19 protein-coding genes are annotated in these 19,871 nt (G+C 73.7%); 17 read left to right on the forward strand and 2 right to left on the reverse strand.

The genetic code is table 11. The features are described 5' to 3' along the window. Nucleotides 1-30: 30 nt before the first annotated feature. Nucleotides 31-468: a MarR family winged helix-turn-helix transcriptional regulator gene (locus ACFYM6_RS10915; protein WP_387274349.1), complete on the reverse strand. Its 438-nt coding sequence runs from the start codon at nt 466-468 to the stop codon at nt 31-33. A 13-nt stretch (nt 469-481) separates the two neighbouring features. Beyond that, on the reverse strand, nt 482-2,194 hold the full coding sequence (locus ACFYM6_RS10920; protein WP_387274351.1) for an alkaline phosphatase D family protein: 1,713 nt from the start codon (nt 2,192-2,194) through the stop codon (nt 482-484). Nucleotides 2,195-2,340: 146 nt separating this feature from the next. Between ACFYM6_RS10920 and ftsY the strand changes: the two genes are divergently transcribed. From ftsY to trmD, 17 genes are all read left to right on the forward strand, one after another. Next, complete coding sequence (gene ftsY, locus ACFYM6_RS10925) at nt 2,341-3,540, forward strand: signal recognition particle-docking protein FtsY (RefSeq protein ID WP_387274353.1); 1,200 nt, start codon at nt 2,341-2,343, stop codon at nt 3,538-3,540. A 10-nt stretch (nt 3,541-3,550) separates the two neighbouring features. Beyond that, a complete protein-coding gene (locus ACFYM6_RS10930) occupies nt 3,551-4,411 on the forward strand; it encodes an aminoglycoside phosphotransferase family protein (protein WP_357433725.1) in 861 nt (286 codons plus the stop codon). 291 nt (nt 4,412-4,702) lie between these two features. Then, nucleotides 4,703-6,004 carry an ammonium transporter gene (locus tag ACFYM6_RS10935; protein WP_387274564.1) on the forward strand — a complete coding sequence of 434 codons (1,302 nt, stop codon included), beginning with the start codon at nt 4,703-4,705 and terminating at the stop codon, nt 6,002-6,004. A 25-nt stretch (nt 6,005-6,029) separates the two neighbouring features. After that, nucleotides 6,030-6,368, forward strand: coding sequence for a P-II family nitrogen regulator (locus ACFYM6_RS10940; RefSeq protein ID WP_198940156.1), 339 nt, complete (start codon nt 6,030-6,032; stop codon nt 6,366-6,368). Nucleotides 6,369-6,378: 10 nt separating this feature from the next. Beyond that, complete coding sequence (locus tag ACFYM6_RS10945; RefSeq protein WP_387274355.1) at nt 6,379-8,757, forward strand: [protein-PII] uridylyltransferase; 2,379 nt, start codon at nt 6,379-6,381, stop codon at nt 8,755-8,757. A gap of 82 nt (nt 8,758-8,839) precedes the next feature. Then, nucleotides 8,840-9,742 (forward strand): ABC transporter ATP-binding protein, encoded by a 903-nt coding sequence (locus ACFYM6_RS10950; protein ID WP_387274357.1) that lies wholly within the window; start codon nt 8,840-8,842, stop codon nt 9,740-9,742. Next, nucleotides 9,732-10,553, forward strand: coding sequence for an ABC transporter permease subunit (locus ACFYM6_RS10955; protein WP_387274359.1), 822 nt, complete (start codon nt 9,732-9,734; stop codon nt 10,551-10,553). Before ACFYM6_RS10950 ends, ACFYM6_RS10955 begins: the two co-directional genes overlap by 11 nt. A 21-nt stretch (nt 10,554-10,574) precedes the next feature. Further along, on the forward strand, nt 10,575-11,702 hold the full coding sequence (locus tag ACFYM6_RS10960) for a sensor histidine kinase (protein ID WP_387274361.1): 1,128 nt from the start codon (nt 10,575-10,577) through the stop codon (nt 11,700-11,702). Then, complete coding sequence (locus tag ACFYM6_RS10965) at nt 11,699-12,355, forward strand: response regulator (protein ID WP_387274363.1); 657 nt, start codon at nt 11,699-11,701, stop codon at nt 12,353-12,355. Before ACFYM6_RS10960 ends, ACFYM6_RS10965 begins: the two co-directional genes overlap by 4 nt. 213 nt (nt 12,356-12,568) lie before the next feature. Beyond that, on the forward strand, nt 12,569-14,122 hold the full coding sequence (gene ffh, locus ACFYM6_RS10970) for a signal recognition particle protein (protein WP_387274365.1): 1,554 nt from the start codon (nt 12,569-12,571) through the stop codon (nt 14,120-14,122). 128 nt (nt 14,123-14,250) lie between these two features. Next, on the forward strand, nt 14,251-15,330 hold the full coding sequence (locus tag ACFYM6_RS10975; protein ID WP_357433709.1) for an amidohydrolase family protein: 1,080 nt from the start codon (nt 14,251-14,253) through the stop codon (nt 15,328-15,330). Nucleotides 15,331-15,517: 187 nt separating this feature from the next. Then, complete coding sequence (gene proS / locus ACFYM6_RS10980) at nt 15,518-16,924, forward strand: proline--tRNA ligase (protein WP_387274367.1); 1,407 nt, start codon at nt 15,518-15,520, stop codon at nt 16,922-16,924. A 49-nt stretch (nt 16,925-16,973) separates the two neighbouring features. Then, complete coding sequence (locus ACFYM6_RS10985) at nt 16,974-17,594, forward strand: DUF402 domain-containing protein (protein ID WP_387274369.1); 621 nt, start codon at nt 16,974-16,976, stop codon at nt 17,592-17,594. Nucleotides 17,595-17,831: 237 nt separating this feature from the next. After that, nucleotides 17,832-18,281: a 30S ribosomal protein S16 gene (rpsP, locus tag ACFYM6_RS10990; RefSeq protein WP_357433703.1), complete on the forward strand. Its 450-nt coding sequence runs from the start codon at nt 17,832-17,834 to the stop codon at nt 18,279-18,281. Further along, the gene (locus ACFYM6_RS10995) at nt 18,256-18,516 is read left to right on the forward strand and encodes an RNA-binding protein (RefSeq protein WP_172967834.1); all 261 of its coding nucleotides are present in this window, start codon (nt 18,256-18,258) and stop codon (nt 18,514-18,516) included. Before rpsP ends, ACFYM6_RS10995 begins: the two co-directional genes overlap by 26 nt. Then, on the forward strand, nt 18,516-19,058 hold the full coding sequence (gene rimM / locus ACFYM6_RS11000; protein WP_387274371.1) for a ribosome maturation factor RimM: 543 nt from the start codon (nt 18,516-18,518) through the stop codon (nt 19,056-19,058). Before ACFYM6_RS10995 ends, rimM begins: the two co-directional genes overlap by 1 nt. Before the next feature lie 15 nt (nt 19,059-19,073). Then, nucleotides 19,074-19,850, forward strand: coding sequence for a tRNA (guanosine(37)-N1)-methyltransferase TrmD (gene trmD, locus ACFYM6_RS11005; protein WP_387274373.1), 777 nt, complete (start codon nt 19,074-19,076; stop codon nt 19,848-19,850). Nucleotides 19,851-19,871: the final 21 nt, after the last annotated feature.

Consider the following 19,871-nt stretch of genomic DNA (forward strand, 5'->3'; position numbering starts at 1 on the left):
GACGGGAGGTATTCCTGGGCGAGCCCCGGATCAGAAGGTCTCGTTGAATCTGTGCATCAGCCGGGCGAAGTCCTCGACGTCCTGTTTCGGCCAGCTCTCCATCGTGCGCCGGATCTGCCCGAGTCGGGCCGCCCGTGCCGCGTCGAACCGGCGGGTGCCCTCCTCGGTGAGGCTGAGCTGAGCCGCCCGCCGGTCGGTCGGGTCCGGGTCACGGCGGACCAGACCCAGCCCCTCCAGGCCGTGGATCTGCCGGCTGAGCGTGCCCTTGCCGATGCCGAGCCGGGCGGCCAGGTCAGTGAGCCGGATCGAGCCGCACCGCCGCAGCCAGAGCAGCAGCCCGTACGCGTTCGGCTCCAGGTTGGGGTGGACCTCCCGGGCGATCTCCCAGGACAGCGCCCGTCCGCGGCGCAGCAGCGCGGTCAACTCGTGCTCCACCGCGCGCAGCGTCTCCGGCAGGTGATCCTCCACGGGGGAAGCGTACTCACGCCTGGTCGCTGAGCTGCTGCCGAGCCACCGTACGGAGGTGGCCGTCGCCGGTGGTGCCCTCGATCACCACCTCGGCCGACCGGCCCCGGTGGGTCAGCGTGGCCACCGCGTTGCCGAAGTACGGCCCGGCCAGCTTCTTCCACCGCACACTCGACCGGGGCACCCCGGCCGAGCGGGCCAGCGCGCGGGCGGCCCCGGCCGGCCCGGGGTGCCAGCCGAGCCGCATCAGCGGCCGCATCCCCGCCGGCACCTGATTGTGGATCGGGGAACAGGTGAGCTGGTGCACCGGGGTGCGGACGCTCCGGTCGGCGAACCGGGCCCGGGCCACGTACGAGTGGTGCACGTCCCCGGAGAGCACGCTGATCGAGGCCGGTGGCGCGTACGCCGGCCCGGCGCCGACCCGCGCCCCCGGCCCGGCGGGAGTCCCGCTGCCCAGCCGGGCGAACAGCTCGGCGAGGGCGTCGAAGGAGCGCCGGAACGCCCCCCAGTGCTCCAGGTCGCAGGCCCGCCGGATCCGCTCGGAGAGCGACGCCACCCAGGGCCGCCGGGAGTCGGCGAGCCGCTCGTTCCAGGTCTCGACGTGATGGATGCCCGGCGGCAGCAGCCAGGGCAGCGAGGCGCCGACGACGAGGTGGTCGTAGACGCCGTGCGCCCGGTCGAGGAACCAGGACCACTCGCCCGGCGGCAGCATCGCCCGGTTGCCCGACTCCAGCACCCGGCTGGAGCGGTTGTCCAGCATGACCAGCCGGGTCCGCCCCAGGTCCAGCGCGTAGCTCCACTGGTACTGCACGGCCCGCCAGCGCTCGGTGTCGTGCGCGAGGTCGGCCTCCTTGTCGACCCGGTCGCCGAACTCGTGCAGCACCCCGGTGGCGTCCTCCGCGGCGGTGACCTTGGCGTACACCGGGTCGGCGGCGATCTCGTCCGGGGACAGGTTGCCCAGGTGCTGGTAGACCCAGTAGGAGGTGAGCCCGCTGCGGATCCGCTCCGCCCACCAGGGCTGCTCGCGCATGTCCGCCCGCCACCAGGCCGAGGTGTTCCAGTCGTCGATCACCTCGTGGTCGTCGAAGATCATCACGCTGGGCACGGTGGAGAGCAGCCAGCGGATCTCCGGGTCGCGCCAGGACTCCAGGTAGAGCTTGGTGTACTCGTCGAAGCTCACCACCTGGGTCGCCGGGGCACCCTTCGGCCGGCGCCGGCGCCGCCTCAGCAGCCGGCGCACGGTCGGCGAGGTGACGTCGGCGTAGACCTGATCGCCGAGGAGCACCAGCAGGTCGGGCCGGGCGGCCGGGTCCGGGTCGGCCATCAGCCGCCGGGCGTACGCGTCCAGCGCGTCCGGGGGCAGCTTCCGGGCGGTCGCGTGCTGGGTGGTCTCGCGGCACGAGCCGAAGATCAGGCTCACCGGCTGGTCCCGGTCGTCCACGGCCCGGGTACGGATCACGCTGGGCGGAAAGCCGCTCTCCGGGACCGGCCAGGCGACCTCGTCGTCGATCAGCACCTCGTAGGTCGTGGCGCTGTCCGGGGCCAGCCCCGCCACCACCACGATCGCGTAGTGGTGGTCGTACGCCGAGAAGGTCGGCGCGCTGCCCGTGGCGCCGCCGGCCGTGCGGACCGTGACCACCGCGGGCGCGCTGGTCTCCACCCAGACCGTCGCCCGCGTGCCGACGACCCGCCGCAGCAGCGGACCGATGAGCAGGCGGGAGCTGGGCACGGGCACCTCCGAGGGGAAGAACGCTCACCTTTTCTACCCGGCCGGCGGATTCGGCACGCCTGGCTGCGGCGAGCGTACCCGCAGCTCGACCGCGTGCGGAGGCGGTGAGTGGGACGCCGCCGCCGGCATCTGACAGGATTTCGGGCATGAAGGAATACCTCCTCGTCATCATCGCCCTGCTCGGCGTGCTGATCATCGGCGGCCTCAGCCTCGTGGTGCCCCGGCTGCGCCGGCGCCCCGAGCCGCCGCTGCCGAGGACGGAGGTCGAGACCCGGGCTGAGGAGGACCTGGCCGGCCCACCGGTCCAGGCGCCCGAGGCGGAGGTGTCCACCGGGGTCCTGGTCGAGCCGCCACCGGTGGTCGAGGTGCCGCCGGTGGTCGAGGTGCCGCTCGAGGTGCCCGAGCCCACCGCCGGCCGGCTGGTCCGGCTGCGCTCCCGGCTGTCCCGCTCGCAGAACGTCTTCGGCCGGGGCCTGCTCGGCCTGCTCAGCCGTGAGCGCCTGGACGAGGACGCCTGGGAGGAGATCGAAGACAGCCTGATCACCGCCGACGTCGGCATCGACGCCACCCGGGAGATCGTCGACCGGCTCCGCGAGCGGACCCGGGTGCTCGGCACGCGGTCCACCGGGGAGCTGCGCGCGCTGCTCGCCACCGAGCTGGTCACCGCCCTCGACCCGACGCTGGACCGGTCGCTGAACGCCGACCCCAAGGTGGGCCTGCCCGGGGTGCTCCTGGTGGTCGGGGTCAACGGCGCCGGCAAGACCACCACCTGCGGCAAGATCGCCCGGGTGCTGATCGCCGACGGGCACACCGTGCTGCTCGGCGCGGCCGACACGTTCCGGGCCGCCGCCGCCGACCAGCTGGAGACCTGGGGCAGCCGGGTCGGCGCGGAGACCGTCCGCGGGCCCGAGGCCGCCGACCCGGCCAGCGTCGCCTTCGACGCGGTCAAGCGGGGCATCGACACCCAGGTCGACACCGTGCTGATCGACACCGCCGGCCGCCTGCAGAACAAGATCGGCCTGATGGACGAGCTGGGCAAGGTCAAGCGGGTGGTGGAGAAGCACGGCCCGATCGACGAGACCCTGCTGGTGCTCGACGCCACCACCGGCCAGAACGGCCTGGAGCAGGCCCGGGTCTTCACCGAGGTGGTGAACGTCACCGGGGTGGTGCTGACCAAGCTCGACGGGACCGCCAAGGGCGGCATCGTGATCGCCGTACAGCGCAAGCTCGGCATCCCGGTCAAGCTGGTCGGCCTCGGCGAGGGCCCGGACGACCTGGCCCCGTTCGACCCCGTGCAGTTCGTCGACGCGCTGCTCGGGACCGAGCCGCTCGCTCGGGACGCGTAGCCTCGACGTGATGACCGACGATCGCGCCTACGCCGGGTGGCGCGACCCCAGCCACCCGTCGCCGCGCCTCGGGAGACCGTACGTGACTTCACAGGAGATCCCGCTGCACGGCGGGAACGTGAGCACCGTGGTCCGGGTGGGCGACACGGTCCGGCGCAACGCCGGCCCGTGGACCCCCTCGGTGCACGCCCTGCTGCGGCACCTGGAGTACGTCGGCTTCACCGGCGCCCCGCGCGCCCTCGGCATGGACGAGCGTAACCGGGAGGTCCTGTCGTACCTGGAGGGCGAGTGCGGGGAGTATCCGCTGGCCCCGCACTGGGTCACCGACGAGGCCCTGGTGACCGTGGCGACCATGTTGCGGATGTTCCACGACGCCCAGTACGGCTTCAACCCGCCGCCGGGGGCGGTCTGGCGCTCGTTCGGCCCGCCCCCGCCGGACACCGAGGTGATCTGCCACCACGACGCCGCCCCGCACAACGTGATCTGGCGGCCGGACGGCACGCTCGGGTTGATCGACTTCGACCTGGCCTCGCCCGGCGCGCGGATCTACGACGTGGCGTACGCGGCCTGGACCTGGGTGCCGATCTTCTCCGACCGGGACTCGATCACGCTGGGCTGGAAGCACCCGGACCGGCCCCGCCGGCTGCGGCTGTTCGCCGACGCGTACGGGCTGATCCCGCGCGACCGGCACCGGCTGATCCGCACCATCCGCAAGCGGGTCGTCGACCACGTCGAGGGCATCCGGCGGATGGCCGCGGCCGGCGACCCGGCGTTCGTCCGGATCGTGCACAAGGGCCACCTCCGGCGCCCCATGCGTGACCTGCGGCTGCTCGACTACGAGCGGCACGCCCTGGAGTACGCCCTGCGCTGACCTCCCAATCCCGGGAAAGAGTGGCCGGTTCCTCCCCGGAACGGCCACTCTTTCCGTTTCCCCGGCCATGATCGGCGTTCTTCACACGCCGGAAACAACCTGTCACCCGCCGGAAATCGAGCGGTGTCGGTGCAGGAAACAGCCGCCGAGCAAGCTTCCGCGCAACCGGCTGCCGGGCGACGCTGCCAGGACTCAGTCGGAGGGAGGACATCCACACCGAGAGGAGGCAGCGTGGAGATCGACACCGGCAACACCGCCTGGTTGCTCCTGTCGTCTGCGCTCGTGCTGCTCATGACGCCGGGTCTCGCGCTGTTCTACGGCGGCCTGAACCGGTCCAAGGGCGTACTCAACATGATGATGATGAGCTTCTCGTCCATCGGGCTCATCAGCATCCTGTGGCTTTTCTACGGCTTCACCGTCGCCTTCGGCGAGGGCGGCAAGTTCATCGGCGACCTGGGGCAGTACCTGGGCACCAAGACGTTCGTCGGCGAGAGCGACCTGTGGGGCGAGACCGGCATCCCGCTCTACGTCTTCATCGCCTTCCAGATGATGTTCGCCGTCATCACCGTCGCCCTGATCAGCGGCGCGCTCTCCGACCGGACGAAGTTCGCCGGCTGGCTGGTGTTCGCCTTCGGCTGGGCCACCCTGGTCTACTTCCCGGTCGCGCACATGGTGTGGGGCGGTGGCCTGATCGGCGGCGACATCGGCGCCCTCGACTTCGCCGGCGGCACGGCCGTGCACATCAACGCCGGCGCCGCGGCGCTCGCGCTGGTGCTGGTCCTCGGCAAGCGGGTCGGCTGGCCCCGGGAGAGCGCCAAGCCGCACAACGTCCCGCTGGTCGCGCTCGGCGCCGGGCTGCTCTGGTTCGGCTGGTTCGGCTTCAACGCCGGCTCCGAGCTGACCGCCGACGGGGTCACCGCGCTGGCCTTCATCAACACCCAGGTGGCCACCGCCGCCGCGCTGCTCGGCTGGCTCGTGGTGGAGTGGGTACGCGACGGCAAGCCGACCCTGGTCGGGGCCTCCTCCGGCGCGGTGGCCGGGCTGGTCGCGATCACCCCGGCGTGCGCCTTCATCACCCCGGCCGCGGCGGTGCTGCTGGGCCTCGTCGCCGGTGCGGTCTGCGCCCTCGCGGTGGGCCTGAAGTACCGGCTCGGCTACGACGACTCCCTCGACGTGGTCGGCGTGCACTTCGTCGGCGGGTGGATCGGCTGCCTGTGGATCGGCCTGTTCGGCACGGCCTCGGTGAGCTCGCTGGTGACCAGCGACGGCCTGCTGGTCGGGGGCAACGCCACCCTGCTCGGCAAGCAGGCGCTGGGTGCGTTGATCGTGACGGTCTACTCCTTCGCGGTCGCCTACGCCCTGGGCTTCGTGATCGACAAGACGATCGGGTTCCGGGTGTCCGCCGAGGCGGAGGTCGAGGGCATCGACGTCGCCGAGCACGCGGAGAGCGCGTACGACCTGTCGCCCACCACGGGCGGCAGCGCCGGTGGCGCGTTCGCGATGGCCGGGATCGGCGCCGCCAAGCCGGGCCCGGGGCCCACCGACGAGGCGGACGAGCCCGCCGCGCCGGTCAGCGAGAAGGTCGCCGGTTAACGTTCCTGTGATGGAGGGGATGGACATGAAGCTGGTGACCGCGGTCATCAAGCCGTACCAGCTGGACGCGGTGAAGGAGGCCCTGCACGCCCTCGGCGTGGCCGGCCTGACCGTCAGCGAGGTCCAGGGCTACGGCCGGCAGAAGGGGCACACCGAGGTCTACCGGGGTGCCGAGTACACGGTCGAGTTCCTGCCCAAGATCCGGGTGGAGGTGCTCACCGACGAGATGGAGGTCGACAAGATCGTCGACGCCATCGTGGGCGCCGCCCGCACCGGCAAGATCGGCGACGGCAAGGTCTGGGTGACCGGCGTCGAGGAGGTCGTCCGGGTCCGCACGGGCGAGCGCGGCCTGGACGCCCTCTGAGGATGTCTCGATGACCTCGTTGATCAAGCAGAACGCGTCGGGACACCCCGGGAACGGCGACGCGAACCCCTTGGTCAACGAGGTCGTCGGCGTACCCGGGGGGATCGGGGCCCAGGCGCGGGCGCAGCGGGCGGAGGCGATCGACCGGTGGTTGCGGTCGGTGTTTCCGCGGCGGGCGGGGATCGCGCTGGTCGCGGTCGGCGGGCTGGGCCGGCGGCAGTGCGCGCCGTACGGGGACGTCGATCTGGTGCTGCTGCACGCCGGGGTGCCCGGCATCGACGAGCTGGCCGCCTCGCTCTGGTATCCGATCTGGGACGCCGGGCTACGCCTCGACCACTCCGTCCGGACCGTCGCCGAGGCGCTCTCCGTCGCCCAGGACGACGTCAAGGTCGCCCTCGGCCTGCTCGACGCCCGCCACGTGGCCGGCGATCCGGCCCTCGCCGACCAGCTCGTCCGCACCGCCGCCGACCACTGGCGGCGCACCGCCGTCCGGCAGCTTCCGCGGCTGCGGGAGATCACCGCCGCCCGCTGGGAGACCCACGGCGAGCTGGCCTTCCTCCTTGAGGGCGACCTGAAGGAGGCCGCCGGCGGGCTGCGCGACGTCGGCCTTCTGCGGGCCATCGCCACCGCCGGCGTGACCGACGCGCTGCGCCCCGCCGTGCACGCCGCCCACCGGCGGCTCCTCGACACCCGTGACGCCCTGCACCAGCAGGTCGGCCGCCGGGTCGACCGGCTCGTCGCCCAGGAGCGCGACGGCGTCGCCGGGCTGCTCGGGCTGCGGCAACTCCAGCTCGACGCGTCCGGCGCCGCCGCCGGGGGCGTGGTGGACGACGGTGACGCGTTGCTGCGCCGGGTCGCCGGGGACGCGCGGACCGTCAGCCACGCCCTCGACGACGCCTGGCGGGCCGCCGACCGGCTCCGCTCCGGGCGCCGCCGGGGCACCGACGGCCGGCCGGTCCGCCGCCCCGTCGCCCGGGACGTCGTCGAACACGACGGCGAGCTGGTGCTCGCCCGCACCGCCATCGGCGCCCGGCCCGACCCCAGCCTGTCGCTGCGGGTCGCCGCCGCCGCGGCCATCACCCGGCTCCCGATCGCCCGGGCCACCTGCGAGTGGCTCGCCGCGTACTGCCCGCCGCTGCCCGCGCCCTGGCCGCCGGCCGCCCTGGCCGCGCTGATCACCCTCCTCGGTGCCGGTCCCGGCCTGGTGCCCGCCTGGGAGACCTGCGACCGGTACGGCCTGGTCGACCGCTGGCTGCCCGAGTGGACCCGGCTGCGCAGCCTGCCCCAGCACAACCCGGTGCACCGGTTCACCCTCGACCGGCACCTGGTGCAGACCGCGTACGAGGCGAGCCGGCACACCCGCGAGGTGGACCGCCCCGACCTGCTGCTGCTCGGCGCGCTCCTGCACGACATCGGCAAGGGACTGCCCGGCGACGGTGCCGCCGGGCGGGCCGGCGGGCCTGAGCCGGACGGCACCTTCGTGGACCACAGCATCGTCGGGGCGCCGCTGGCCGAGGCGGTGGCCGCCCGGATCGGGCTGCCCGCGGCCGAGGCCGCGCTGATCGGCGAGCTGGTCCGGCTGCACCTGCTGCTGCCCGACGTGGCGACCCGGCGCGACCTGTCCGACCCGAAGACCGTCGCCGGGGTCGCCGAGCAGGTCGGCGACACCACCACCCTGGAGCTGCTGCACGCCCTGGTCCGGGCCGACGCCGCCGCCACCGGGCCGGCCGCCTGGTCCGACTGGAAGGGGCGACTCGTCGCCGAGTTGGTCGCCCGGGTGCGTACCGCGCTGGACACCGGCGTGGTGCCGGCGCCGCCCGCCCCGGATCCGGCGCTGGTCGCGGGGCCGCTGCCGGTCGTACACCTGGCGGAGGACCGGGTGTCGGTGGCCGCGGCGGACCGACGCGGCCTGCTCGCCACGGTGGCCGGCTGCCTGGCCCTGCACCGGCTGGAGGTGATCTCCGCGGACGCCTCCACGGTCGACGGGCGGGCTCTGGTCGAGTGCCGGGTGCAGCCCCGCTACGGCCTGGCGCCCGACCCGATCGCGCTCACCGCCGACCTGCGCCGCGCGGTCGCCGGCGACGTCTCGGTCACCCAGCGGCTGCGCGGCCGGGCCCTGGCCGCCCGCAGCCAGGGTGCCGCCGCGCCGCGGGTGGTCTGGCACCGCGAGGCGGCCACCGACGCGGTGCTGCTGGAGCTGCGCGCCGCCGACGCGGCCGGGCTGCTCTACCGGGTCAGCTGCGCCCTCGACGAGGCCGGCGCCCAGGTACGGGCGGCCCGGATCTCCACCCTCGGCGCCGACGTGGTGGACGTGTTCTACCTGGTCGGCGGCTGGCCCTCCGACGCCGACCGGGACCGCGTCGAGGCCGCCGTCCTCGCCGCCGTGTAGGCGCCGCCTACGTCCCGGGGCGTAGCCGAGGTGCCGCTCGCGGGGCGACGCCGCCCGATCCGGGAAGCGGCAGTCTCGGGGCATGAACCTGCCAGTGCACACCGAAGGGCTCACCAAGCGGTACGGCGCACTGACCGCCGTCGACGACCTCCACCTGACCGTGCACCCCGGCGAGGTGTACGGCTTCCTCGGCCCCAACGGCGCCGGCAAGACCACCACCCTGCGCATGCTGCTCGGGCTGGTCCGCCCCACCGCCGGCACGGTACGGCTGCTCGGCCGTCCCCCCGGCACCGGCCGGCTCACCGGGGTCGGGGCGCTGATCGAGGGGCCCGCCTTCTATCCGTACCTCTCCGGGCGGGACAACCTGACGGTGCTCGCCCGCTACGCCGGGGTCGGCGCCGACCGGGTGGCGCTCGTGCTCGACCTGGTCGACCTCACCGACCGGGCCGGCGACCGGTACGCCGGCTACTCGTTGGGCATGAAGCAGCGGCTCGGCGTCGCCGCCGCCCTGCTCAAGGACCCGCGCCTGCTGATCCTCGACGAGCCGACCAACGGCCTCGACCCGGCCGGCATGGCGGACATGCGCACGCTGATCCGCCGGCTCGGCGCGGGCGGCTGCACCGTCCTGGTCTCCAGTCACCTGCTCGGCGAGGTCGAGCAGGTCTGCGACCGGGTCGGGGTGATCTCCCGGGGGCGGCTGATCGCCGAGGGGAGCGTCGCCGAGCTGCGCGGCACGGCCGGGCTGCGGGTGCTCGCCGACCCGCTCGACGAGGCGGCGGCACGGGTCCGGACGCTCGTCGGCGCCGAGCGGGTGCGGGTGGTCGACGGCGCGCTGGAGCTTGCCGTCGAGCCGGAGCGGGCCGCCTGGCTCAACACCGAGCTGGTCGGCGCCGGGCTCGCCGTGCGCGAGCTGCGCCCCCGCGAACGGGACCTGGAGCAGGTCTTCTTCGACCTCATCGAGAAGGGAACGGCCGATGTCGCGTAGCTTCCGCGCCGAGCTGATCAAGCTGGTCCGCCGCCCGGCGACCTGGCTGCTGCTGACCGTCACACTGGTCCTCGCGCTGACGTTCACCTACGTCTTCCCGTACGCCAGCATCGCCGGCGGGACGACCGGGCCGAACACCGACCGGACCCTGCCCATGCTGCTGCCCGACCAACTGGTCGGTAACTCGCTCGGCGGCCTGCCGGTCTTCCTCGGCTCGATCGTGCTGATCCTCGGGGTGCTCACCGTCGGCGGCGAGTACGGCTGGGGCACCTGGAAGACGGTGCTCTCCCAGGGCCCGTCGCGGCTGGAGGTGTACGCCGGCAAGCTGCTCGCCCTCGCCGCCGCCGCGCTGGCCGTGGTGCTCGCCGTCTTCGCGGTCGGGGCGGTGGCCAGCGTGCTCATCGCGCTCGCCGAGGGGCAGCCGGTGCACTGGCCGTCGGCCGGCGACCTGCTCACCGGGATCGGCGCGGGGTGGCTCATCGCGACGATGTGGGCCATGCTCGGTGCCGTGCTCGCCGTCGCCCTGCGGGCGGTGGCGCTCCCGGTCGGTCTGGGGCTGGTGTGGATGCTCGCCGTGCAGAACCTGCTCGCCGCGATCGCCGCGCCGCTGCTCGACTGGGTGGCGCAGGTGCAGAAGGGGCTGCCCGGCCCGAACGCCGGGTCGCTGGCCGCGGCGCTGGGCTCGCCCGGCGACACCCCCGGCGTCGGGGCGACGGTCGGGGGCGGGCAGGCGGCCCTCGTGGTCGCGGCGTACCTGGTCGCCTTCGCGGTGATCGGCGGGGCGCTGCTGCGCCGGCGGGACATCGGCTGAGGTCGGCGGGGAGGGGACGGCGTGGACCGGAACCGGAGCGGCTGGGGCGACGGCGTCTTCGACGCCCTGGTCGCCCTGGCCCTGCTCGTCATCGGCCTGTTCGGCACCGCGCCGGCCGGCCTCAACCAGGGGTTGGGCACCGGTCGGGCGACGTACCCGCTGGTCGTGGTGGCGGCGCTCGCCCTGGCCGTTCGGCGGCGCTGGCCGCTGGCCACCCTGGCCGTGGTCACCGCGGCGACCACCGCATACCTGGTGCTCGGCTACCCGTACGGGCCGATCCTGCTCTCGTTCTTCGTCGCGGTCTACACGGTCGCCGCGTACCGGCCGGTGCGGACCGCCGCGCTGGCCGGCGCGGTAGCGCTGGTGGCGCTGCTCGCGCACGTCTTCGTCGGGGTGCGCTCGCCCGGCCTGGTCGGCCTGATGCCGGTGGCCGCCTGGGTGGTCGTGCCGTTCGCGGTGGGCACCACGGTGCGGCTGGGCCGGGAGAGCGCGGCCCGCAACCGGGTGGACGAGGCCCGCCGGCTGGCCGACGCCGAACGGCTGCGGGTGGCCCGGGAGGTGCACGACGTGGTCGGGCACGGCCTCGCCGCCATCCACATGCAGGCGGAGATCGCGCTGCACCTGCTGGCCAAGCGGCCGGAGCAGGCCGAGGCGGCGTTGACCGCGATCAGCCGCACCAGCAAGGAGGCGCTGGACGAGTTGCGGGTCACCCTGACCGTCGTGCGGCGCGACGAGCCGGTCGATGAGCGGGCTCCGGCCCCCGGGCTGGCCCAGCTCCCGCAGTTGCGCGAGCGGCTGGCCGGCGCCGGGGTGCCGGTGACCGTCGAGGTCGACGGGGAGCCCCGCGCGTTGCCGGTGGTGGTGGACCTGGCCGCGTACCGGGTGGTGCAGGAGGCGCTGACCAACGTGCTGCGCCACGCCGGCCCGGCCACCGCCATCGTCCGCCTCCGGTACGCGCCCACCGAGGTCACCGTGGAGGTGACCGACACCGGTCGGGGCGCCGCCGCGCCGTCGGGCGGGACCGCCGGCTACGGCCTGGCCGGCATGCGGGAGCGGGTCACCGCGCTGGGCGGGTCGTTCACCGCCGGCCCCGCCTCCGCCGGCGGCTTCCGGGTGTACGCGACACTGCCGCTGGAGGAGGCCACATGATCACGGTGTTGCTCGCGGACGATCAGGATCTGGTCCGGATCGGGCTGCGTGCCCTGGTGGAGAGCGAGGACGACCTCGCGGTGGTCGGGGAGGCCGCCGACGGGCTCGCCGCCGTCGAGCTGGCCCGCCGGGAGCGCCCCGACGTGGTCCTGATGGACGTCCGGATGCCCGGCGTGGACGGCATCGAGGCGACCCGGCGGATCGTCGCCGACCCCGGGCTGGCCGGCACCCGGGTGGTCGTCCTGACCACCTTCGAGCTGGACGAGTACGTCTTCGACGCCCTCCGGCACGGGGCCAGCGGCTTCCTGACCAAGGACACCCGCCCGGCCGAGCTGCTCCGGGCCATCCGGCTGGTCGCCGAGGGCGAGGCGCTGCTGTCCCCGTCGGTGACCCGGCGGGTGGTCCGGGAGTTCGCCACCCGGCCGGCCCGGGTGCCCCGGCCGCACCCGCGGCTGGACACCCTCACCGACCGGGAACGGGAGGTGGTGGGGCTGGTCGGCGAGGGGCTGAGCAACGCCGAGATCGCCGAGCGGCTCGTGGTGAGCCCGGCCACCGCGCGTACCCACGTGAGCCGGGCCATGGTCAAGCTGGGCGCCCGGGACCGAGCCCAGCTGGTGGTCTTCGCGTACCAGTCGGGGCTGATCGCCTCGTGATCGTCCGGCGGACCGGCGGGTTCGGCGCCGGCAGGACCACGGTGGCCACGGAGGTCGTCAGGCGGGCGGACCTGCGGCCCGGACCAGCGTGATCTCGCGCGGGGGTCGGCCGGCGGGAAGCAGTGGGGAGGCGGGACCGTTACCCTTGCGGGTAGCCGGCCTTGTGCGCGCTGGCTGATCGTGCCCGCCGAAGACGACAAACGGGATGTTCGTGTGTTTGACACCTTGAGTGACCGCCTGTCCGGGATCTTCACCAAGCTCCGCGGCAAGGGACGGCTCACCGACGCCGACATCGACGCCACCGCGCGCGAGATCCGCATGGCGCTGCTGGAGGCCGACGTCGCCCTGCCGGTGGTCAAGGGGTTCATCGCGAACGTCAAGGAGCGGGCCCGGAGCGCCGAGGTCTCCCAGGCGCTCAACCCGGCCCAGCAGATCATCAAGATCGTCAACGAGGAGCTGATCGCCGTCCTCGGTGGCGAGGGGCGCCGGCTCCAGTTCGCCAAGCAGCCGCCGACCGTGATCATGCTGGCCGGCCTCCAGGGTTCCGGTAAGACCACCCTCGCCGGCAAGCTGGCCCGCTGGCTCAAGGCCCAGGGCCACCAGCCGCTGCTGGTCGCCGCCGACCTCCAGCGCCCCAACGCCGTCGGGCAGCTCCAGGTGCTCGGCGGCCGGGCCGGCGTCGAGGTGTACGCCCCGGCGCCCGGCAACGGCGTCGGCGACCCGGTGCAGGTGGCGCGCGACTCGATCGAGCACGCCAAGCGGGCCGCCCGGGACATCGTCATCGTCGACACCGCCGGCCGGCTCGGTATCGACGCCGAGATGATGCAGCAGGCCGCCGACATCCGGGACGCGGTCCAGCCCGACGAGGTCATCTTCGTCATCGACGCCATGGTCGGTCAGGACGCGGTCCGCACCGCCGAGGCGTTCCGCGACGGTGTCGGCATCAGCGGCGTGGTCCTCTCCAAGCTCGACGGCGACGCCCGCGGTGGTGCCGCGCTCTCCGTCCGCGAGGTCACCGGGCAGCCGATCCTCTTCGCCTCCACCGGCGAGAAGCTGGAGGACTTCGACGTCTTCCACCCCGACCGGATGGCCAGCCGGATCCTCGGCATGGGCGACGTCCTCACGCTGATCGAGCAGGCCGAGGCGGCCTTCGACGCCGATCAGAAGGAGAAGATGACCGCCAAGCTGATGGGCGGCGAGACCTTTACCCTGGAGGACTTCCTCGATCAGCTCATCGCGGTCCGGCGGATGGGGCCGATCGCCAACGTGCTGGCGATGATGCCGGGCATGGGGCAGATGAAGGACCAGCTCGCCGAGCTGGACGACAAGCACTTCGACCGGGTCACCGCGATCATCCGGTCGATGACTCCGGGCGAGCGCACCAACCCGAAGATCATCAACGGCTCCCGGCGTGCCCGGATCGCCAACGGCTCCGGGGTCGCTGTGATGGACGTCAACCAGCTGCTCAACCGCTTCGCCGACGCGCAGAAGATGATGAAGCAGATGGGCGGCATGATGGGCCTGCCCGGAGGCGGTCGGCGCAAGGCGACCAAGTCGCCGAAGAACAAGCGAAAGGGCACCAAGGGCGGCGGCCGGCCGCGTACCGGCGCCGGCCTGCCGGGCGGCTTCCCGGGCGGCATGCCGCAGCTCCCGCCGGGCCTGGACCCGGGGGACCTGGCCGGTGGCCAGGGCCTGCCGCCGGGCTTCAAGCTCCCGAAGATCGACTTCAACAAGCTCGGCAAGGGCGGGGACAAGAACCCTCGCTGACCGCGCCTCGCCGACCTCCGACGGCCCCGTCACCCCATGGTGGCGGGGCCGTCGTCGTGCCCGCCCCCGCCACCAGGCGGGGCGACCTGCTCGCCCGGGACGAGGAGTGATCGGGTAGGACTGTGCACATGGCTCTGCATGTGCGCGGTGTGCTCCTGCCCGACGACGAGGTCCGGGACGTGTGGCTGGTCGGCGACCGGGTCACCTTCGAACCGGTGCCCGGCGCGGAGACCGTCGCCGACGGTGGCTTCGTGCTTCCCGGCCTGACCGACGCCCACTGCCACATCGGCATCGCCCGGGGCGGCGCCCCGATCACCGCGCTCGACCAGGCCCGGGAGTTGGCCCGTACCGACCGCGACGCCGGGGTGCTGGCCATCCGGGACGCCGGCTCGCCGTACCCGTACCCGGAACTCGACGACGACCCGGAGCTGCCGCGGCTGGCCCGCGCCGGCCGGCACGTCGCACCGCCGAAGCGCTACCTGCGGGACATCGGGGTGGAGGTCGGCGCGGCCGAGGTGGCCGCGACGGTGGCGGCGCAGGCCGCCGCCGGCAACGGCTGGGTCAAGCTGGTCGGGGACTGGATCGACCGGGGCGTGGGTGACCTGGCCCCGGCCTGGGACGCGGACACCATGACGGCCGCCGTCGCCGCCGCGCACGCCGCCGGGGCACGCGCCGCGGTGCACACCTTCTCCGAGTCGGCCGTGGAGATCATGGTGCGGGCCGGGGTGGACTCGGTGGAGCACGGCACCGGGCTCAGCCTGGACCTGATCGACCTGATGGCCCGCCAGGGCACCGCGCTGGTCCCCACGATGATCAACATTCAGACCTTCGGTGGCATCGCCGACCAGGCCCGCCCCAGGTTCCCCGGGTACGCCGACCACATGCTCGCTCTGCGCGACCGCTTCCCCGAGGTGGTCCGGGCCGCGTACGAGGCGGGCGTGCCGATCTACGTCGGCACCGACGCGGGCGGGGGCATCGACCACGGGCTGGCCGCCGAGGAGATGTTGCTGCTGCACGAGCGGGCCGGCATGTCCACCGAGGACGTCCTCGCCGCCGCGTCCTGGCGCGCCCGCGAGTGGCTCGGCTTCCCCGGCCTGGTCGAGGGTGGCCTCGCCGACCTGGTCGTCTATCCCGAGGACCCGCGCCGCGACCTCCGGGTGGTCCGCACCCCGTCCCGCATCGTCCTGCGCGGCCGCGTACTGCGCTGACCCCGTCCCCTGCCGCCTGGCTGACCGCGCCTTCCCGGAAAAGAGTGCTCATTCCGACGCGGAGGGGCACTCTTTCCGGGAATCTGTGCGGATTTCGCTCGAGGCGCTGGGCTCGGGGCGACGCGACACGGCGCGGGCGGCCTCCCGGGCGCTGCGGCGGCGCACCCGGCGCATAGGATGTGCGGTCATGGCACGCGTGCTCACTCCCCGTGCGGAGGATTTCCCCCGCTGGTACCAGGACCTGATCGCCAAGGCCAAGCTGGCCGACAACGGCCCGGTGCGGGGCACCATGGTCATCCGACCGGCGGGCTACGCCATCTGGGAGCGGATGCAGGCGGAGATGGACGCCCGGATCAAGGCGGCCGGCGCGGAGAACGCCTACTTCCCGCTCTTCATCCCGGAGAGCTACCTCAAGCGCGAGGCCGAGCACGTCGAGGGCTTCTCGCCGGAGCTGGCCGTGGTCACCCACGGTGGGGGCAAGCAGCTCGCCGAGCCGGTGGTGGTCCGCCCCACCAGCGAGACGGTGATCGGCGAGTTCATGGCCAAGTGGATCGACTCGTACCGGGACCTGCCGCTGCTGCTCAACCAGTGGGCGAACGTGGTCCGCTGGGAGCTGCGCCCGCGGATCTTCCTGCGTACCAGCGAGTTCCTCTGGCAGGAGGGGCACACCGCGCACGCCACCCGCTCCGACGCCCGCGCCTACGCCCGGCGGATCCTGCACGAGGCGTACGAGGACCTGATGGTCAACGTGCTCGGCATCCCGGTGGTGGTCGGCCTGAAGACCGCCCGCGAGCGCTTCGCCGGCGCGACCGCCACCTACACCTGCGAAGGCATGATGGGCGACGGCAAGGCGCTCCAGCTGGGCACCAGCCACGAGCTGGGCCAGAACTTCGCCCGGGCGTTCGACATCAGCTTCTCCTCGGCCGAGGGTGGCCGGGAGCACGCCTGGACCACCTCCTGGGGCACCTCGACCCGGATGCTCGGCGGCCTGATCATGTGCCACGGTGACGACAACGGCCTGCGGGTGCCGCCGAAGCTGGCGCCGGTCCAGGCGTACGTGATGATCGTCAAGGACGGCGAGGGCGTGGCCGAGGCGGCGGCCAAGCTCCGCGACGCGCTGCGCGACGCCGGTGTCCGGGTCGCGCTGGACGACCGGACCGACACCGCCTTCGGCCGCCGGGCCGTCGACGCCGAGCTGCGCGGCTACCCGGTCCGCGTCGAGGTCGGCCCCCGTGACCTGGCCGCCGGCAACGCGGTGGTGGTCCGGCGTACGGACGGCTCGAAGGCCGCGACGCCGGTGGCCGACGTGGTCGGCGCGGTCCTCGCCGCGCTGGAGGCGGACCAGCAGGCGCTGCACGACCAGGCGTTGGCCTTCCGGCAGTCCCGCACCACCGACGTCGCCACCCTCGCCGAGGCGATCGAGGCGGCGGCCACCGGCTGGGCCCGGGTGCCGTGGTCGGCGGTCGGCGTCCAGGGCGAGGCCGAGGCGAACGCGCAGGGCGTCACCGTCCGGTGCCTGCTGCGGGCCGACGGCTCGGTGCCGGACTCCGAGGACGAGCCGGATCTGATCGCCGTCCTCGCCCGCGCCTACTGAGGTGCGCCCGGGCGGCTCGGTCGGCCGGTTCGCGCCGGGTCGGCTGATCATGCACCGCAACGTGCGGCACGGGCGGATCGGTTGGGTCCGCTCGGCCCGGGTGGTCCGCGACGACGACCGGGGGCTGCTGCTCTGGGTCGCCCGGGGCGCGCCGGTGGCGAACGAGGTGACCGAGGCGGGGCTGGGCATGCGGGCCATGCCGTTCGCCGAGTGGATCATCTCGTCGTACCGGCTCGCCCAGGGCCGCTGGAACGGGCCGCCGGTGCTGAAGTTCCTGCCCACCGGTGCCGCCCATTCGGTGTGGTGGTTCCGCGACGACCGGGGCCGGTTCAAGAACTGGTACGTCAACCTGGAGGAGCCCGCCGTCCGCTGGGACGACGGCGCGGTGGCCGGGGTCGACATGACGGATCAGGACCTCGACGTGGTGGTGCACCCGGATCTCCGCTGGGAGTGGAAGGACGAGGAGGAGTTCGTCGAGCGCCTCGCCTTCCCGGACGACTACTGGGTGCCCGACGAGAAGGCGGTCCGGGCCGAGGGGGAGCGGGTGATCCGGATCGCCGAGTCGGGCGAGTTCCCGTTCGACGGCACCTGGTGCGATTTCACCCCGCCGGCGGAATGGGACGTACCGGAAGGGCTGCCGCCCGGCTGGGACCGGCGGCCGGTGCGTTGAGCGTGTCGTGCGTCACGCCGGAGTCGACCCGGGTGACCAGTCCGGGTCCGGTGTGAGAGATCGGAGCCGGATCTGGCAGAATGGTTCGCTGGTATCCGGCGCGCGTCCGGCGCCCTCTAACCCGGGCACGCCGCCAGTCCACCGAGCAGTCTCCGGCCCAACCCCACTGTGCCGGTCGGCGCTCACCCGCACACCGCCCGTACGGGCCGGTGAGATCGCAACAGGAGCGAAACAACTGTGGCCGTAAAGATCCGGCTCCTGCGGATGGGTAAGATCCGCAACCCGCAGTACCGCATCGTCGTCGCCGACTCGCGCACCAAGCGTGACGGTCGCGCGATCGAGTTCGTCGGTGTGTACCAGCCGAAGGAGGACCCTTCGGTGATCGAGGTCAAGTCGGAGCGGGTCCAGTACTGGCTGTCCGTCGGCGCGCAGCCGAGCGAGGCGGTGCAGCGCCTGCTGGAGCTGACCGGTGACTGGCAGAAGTTCAAGGGCCTGCCGGCCCCGGCACCGCTGAAGGTCGCCCCGGAGCGGGCCGACCGCAAGGCGGCGTACGAGGCCGAGGCGAAGGCCGCCGCCGGCGTGGCCGAGACCCCGGCGCCGGCCAAGAAGGCCGCCAAGGCGCAGGCCCCGGCCGAGGCGCCGCAGGCCGAGGAGCAGACCGGTGCAGAGTCCGGCGAGCAGGCCTGACATGGCGCTGCGTCCCGCCCTGGAGCACCTGGTCAAGGGGATCGTCGACCACCCGGACGACGTCCGGGTGCGGATGGTCGATTCCCGTCGGGGTAAGCGGCTCGAGGTCCGCGTGCACCCGGAGGACCTCGGCACGGTGATCGGGCGGTCCGGTCGGACCGCCAAGGCGCTGCGCCAGGTGATCGGCTCCATCGGTGGGCGCGGGGTGCGCGTCGACATCGTCGACTCGTACTGATGCTTCTCATCGTCGGCAGAGTCGGCAAGCCGCACGGGATCCGCGGTGAGGTCACCGTGGAGGTGCGGACCGATGAGCCCGAAGCACGGTTCGCCCCGGGGGCGGTGCTGCGCACCGACTCCGGGGCGGTCGCGCCCGCGGAGCCCGGGGCCTACCGGGTGCCGGCCGAGTTGACCGTCGAGTCGGCGCGCTGGCACCAGGGGCGGCTGCTGGTCGCCTTCGAGGGCGTGCTGGACCGCAACGTCGCCGAGGCGCTGCGCGGCACCCTGGTGGGCGTGGACAGCGCCGACGTCGCTGCGCCGGAGGACCCGGAGGAGTTCCACGACCACCAGCTCGTCGGCCTCGCGGTGGTCACCCGGCAGGGCGAGCGGCTGGGCGAGGTGGCCCGGATCGACCACGCTCCCGCCTCCGACCTGCTGGTGCTGCGGCGCCCCGAGGGGCGGACCGCGCTGATCCCGTTCGTCAAGGCGATCGTGCCCGAGGTGGACCTCGCCGGCGGTCGCGTCGTCGTCGACCCGCCCGGCGGCCTGCTCGACCTGTAGCTGGAGCCAGCCGTCATGCGCGTCGACATCGTGTCGATCTTCCCGGAGTACTGCGCCCCGCTCGACCTGTCGCTGATCGGCAAGGCGCGGGCGAACGGCAGCCTGCGGCTGGCCGTACACGATCTGCGGGCCTGGACCCACGACGTGCATCGCACGGTTGACGACACGCCCTACGGCGGCGGGCCCGGCATGGTGATGCGGCCGGAGCCGTGGGGTGAGGCGCTGGACGCTCTCGTCCCCGCCGGCGGCGAACCGGAGCCCCGGCTGCTGGTGCCCTCCCCGGCCGGCGTCCGGTTCACCCAGGCGATGGCGCACGAGTTGGCCGGCGAGCCGCACCTGCTTTTCGCCTGTGGCCGGTACGAGGGCATCGACCAGCGGGTGCTCGACCACGCGGCGACCCGGATGCGGGTGACCGAGGTCTCCCTCGGCGACTACGTGCTCTTCGGCGGCGAGGTGGCGGTGCTGGTGATCATGGAGGCGGTCACCCGGCTGCTGCCCGGGGTGCTCGGCAACGCCGGCTCGCTGGACGAGGAGTCGCACGCCCACGGGCTGCTGGAGGCGCCGATGTACACCAAGCCGGCGACCTGGCGCGGGCACGAGGTGCCCGAGGTGCTGCGCTCCGGCGACCACGGGAAGATCGCCCGCTGGCGGCGCGACGAGTCGCTGCTGCGTACGGCGGCCCGCCGCCCCGACATGATCGCCACGCTGCTTCCGGAGAGCCTGGACAAGCGGGACCGGGCGGCGTTGGACCGGGGCGGATTTCAGCTGCCGCCGGGGGATGTGGCAAAGTAGGGGGGTTGCCGCATCCGTCCA

The sequence above is a fragment of the Micromonospora sp. NPDC006431 genome (assembly GCF_042870725.1).
In the GTDB taxonomy this organism is placed as follows: domain Bacteria; phylum Actinomycetota; class Actinomycetes; order Mycobacteriales; family Micromonosporaceae; genus Micromonospora.

Excerpts from the sequence above, each read along its gene's own strand:
- ACFYM6_RS10930 (WP_357433725.1), top strand. The coding sequence starts at position 3,551 with ATGACCGACGATCGCGCCTACGCCGGGTGGCGCGACCCCAGCCACCCG.
- rimM (WP_387274371.1), top strand. The coding sequence starts at position 18,516 with ATGCTTCTCATCGTCGGCAGAGTCGGCAAGCCGCACGGGATCCGCGGT.
- ACFYM6_RS10940 (WP_198940156.1), top strand. The coding sequence starts at position 6,030 with ATGAAGCTGGTGACCGCGGTCATCAAGCCGTACCAGCTGGACGCGGTG.
- ACFYM6_RS10985 (WP_387274369.1), top strand. The coding sequence starts at position 16,974 with ATGCACCGCAACGTGCGGCACGGGCGGATCGGTTGGGTCCGCTCGGCC.
- ftsY (WP_387274353.1), top strand. The coding sequence starts at position 2,341 with ATGAAGGAATACCTCCTCGTCATCATCGCCCTGCTCGGCGTGCTGATC.
- ACFYM6_RS10935 (WP_387274564.1), top strand. The coding sequence starts at position 4,703 with ATGACGCCGGGTCTCGCGCTGTTCTACGGCGGCCTGAACCGGTCCAAG.
- ACFYM6_RS10975 (WP_357433709.1), top strand. The coding sequence starts at position 14,251 with ATGGCTCTGCATGTGCGCGGTGTGCTCCTGCCCGACGACGAGGTCCGG.
- ACFYM6_RS10945 (WP_387274355.1), top strand. The coding sequence starts at position 6,379 with ATGACCTCGTTGATCAAGCAGAACGCGTCGGGACACCCCGGGAACGGC.
- trmD (WP_387274373.1), top strand. The coding sequence starts at position 19,074 with ATGCGCGTCGACATCGTGTCGATCTTCCCGGAGTACTGCGCCCCGCTC.
- ACFYM6_RS10955 (WP_387274359.1), top strand. The coding sequence starts at position 9,732 with ATGTCGCGTAGCTTCCGCGCCGAGCTGATCAAGCTGGTCCGCCGCCCG.
- proS (WP_387274367.1), top strand. The coding sequence starts at position 15,518 with ATGGCACGCGTGCTCACTCCCCGTGCGGAGGATTTCCCCCGCTGGTAC.
- ACFYM6_RS10950 (WP_387274357.1), top strand. The coding sequence starts at position 8,840 with ATGAACCTGCCAGTGCACACCGAAGGGCTCACCAAGCGGTACGGCGCA.
- ACFYM6_RS10965 (WP_387274363.1), top strand. The coding sequence starts at position 11,699 with ATGATCACGGTGTTGCTCGCGGACGATCAGGATCTGGTCCGGATCGGG.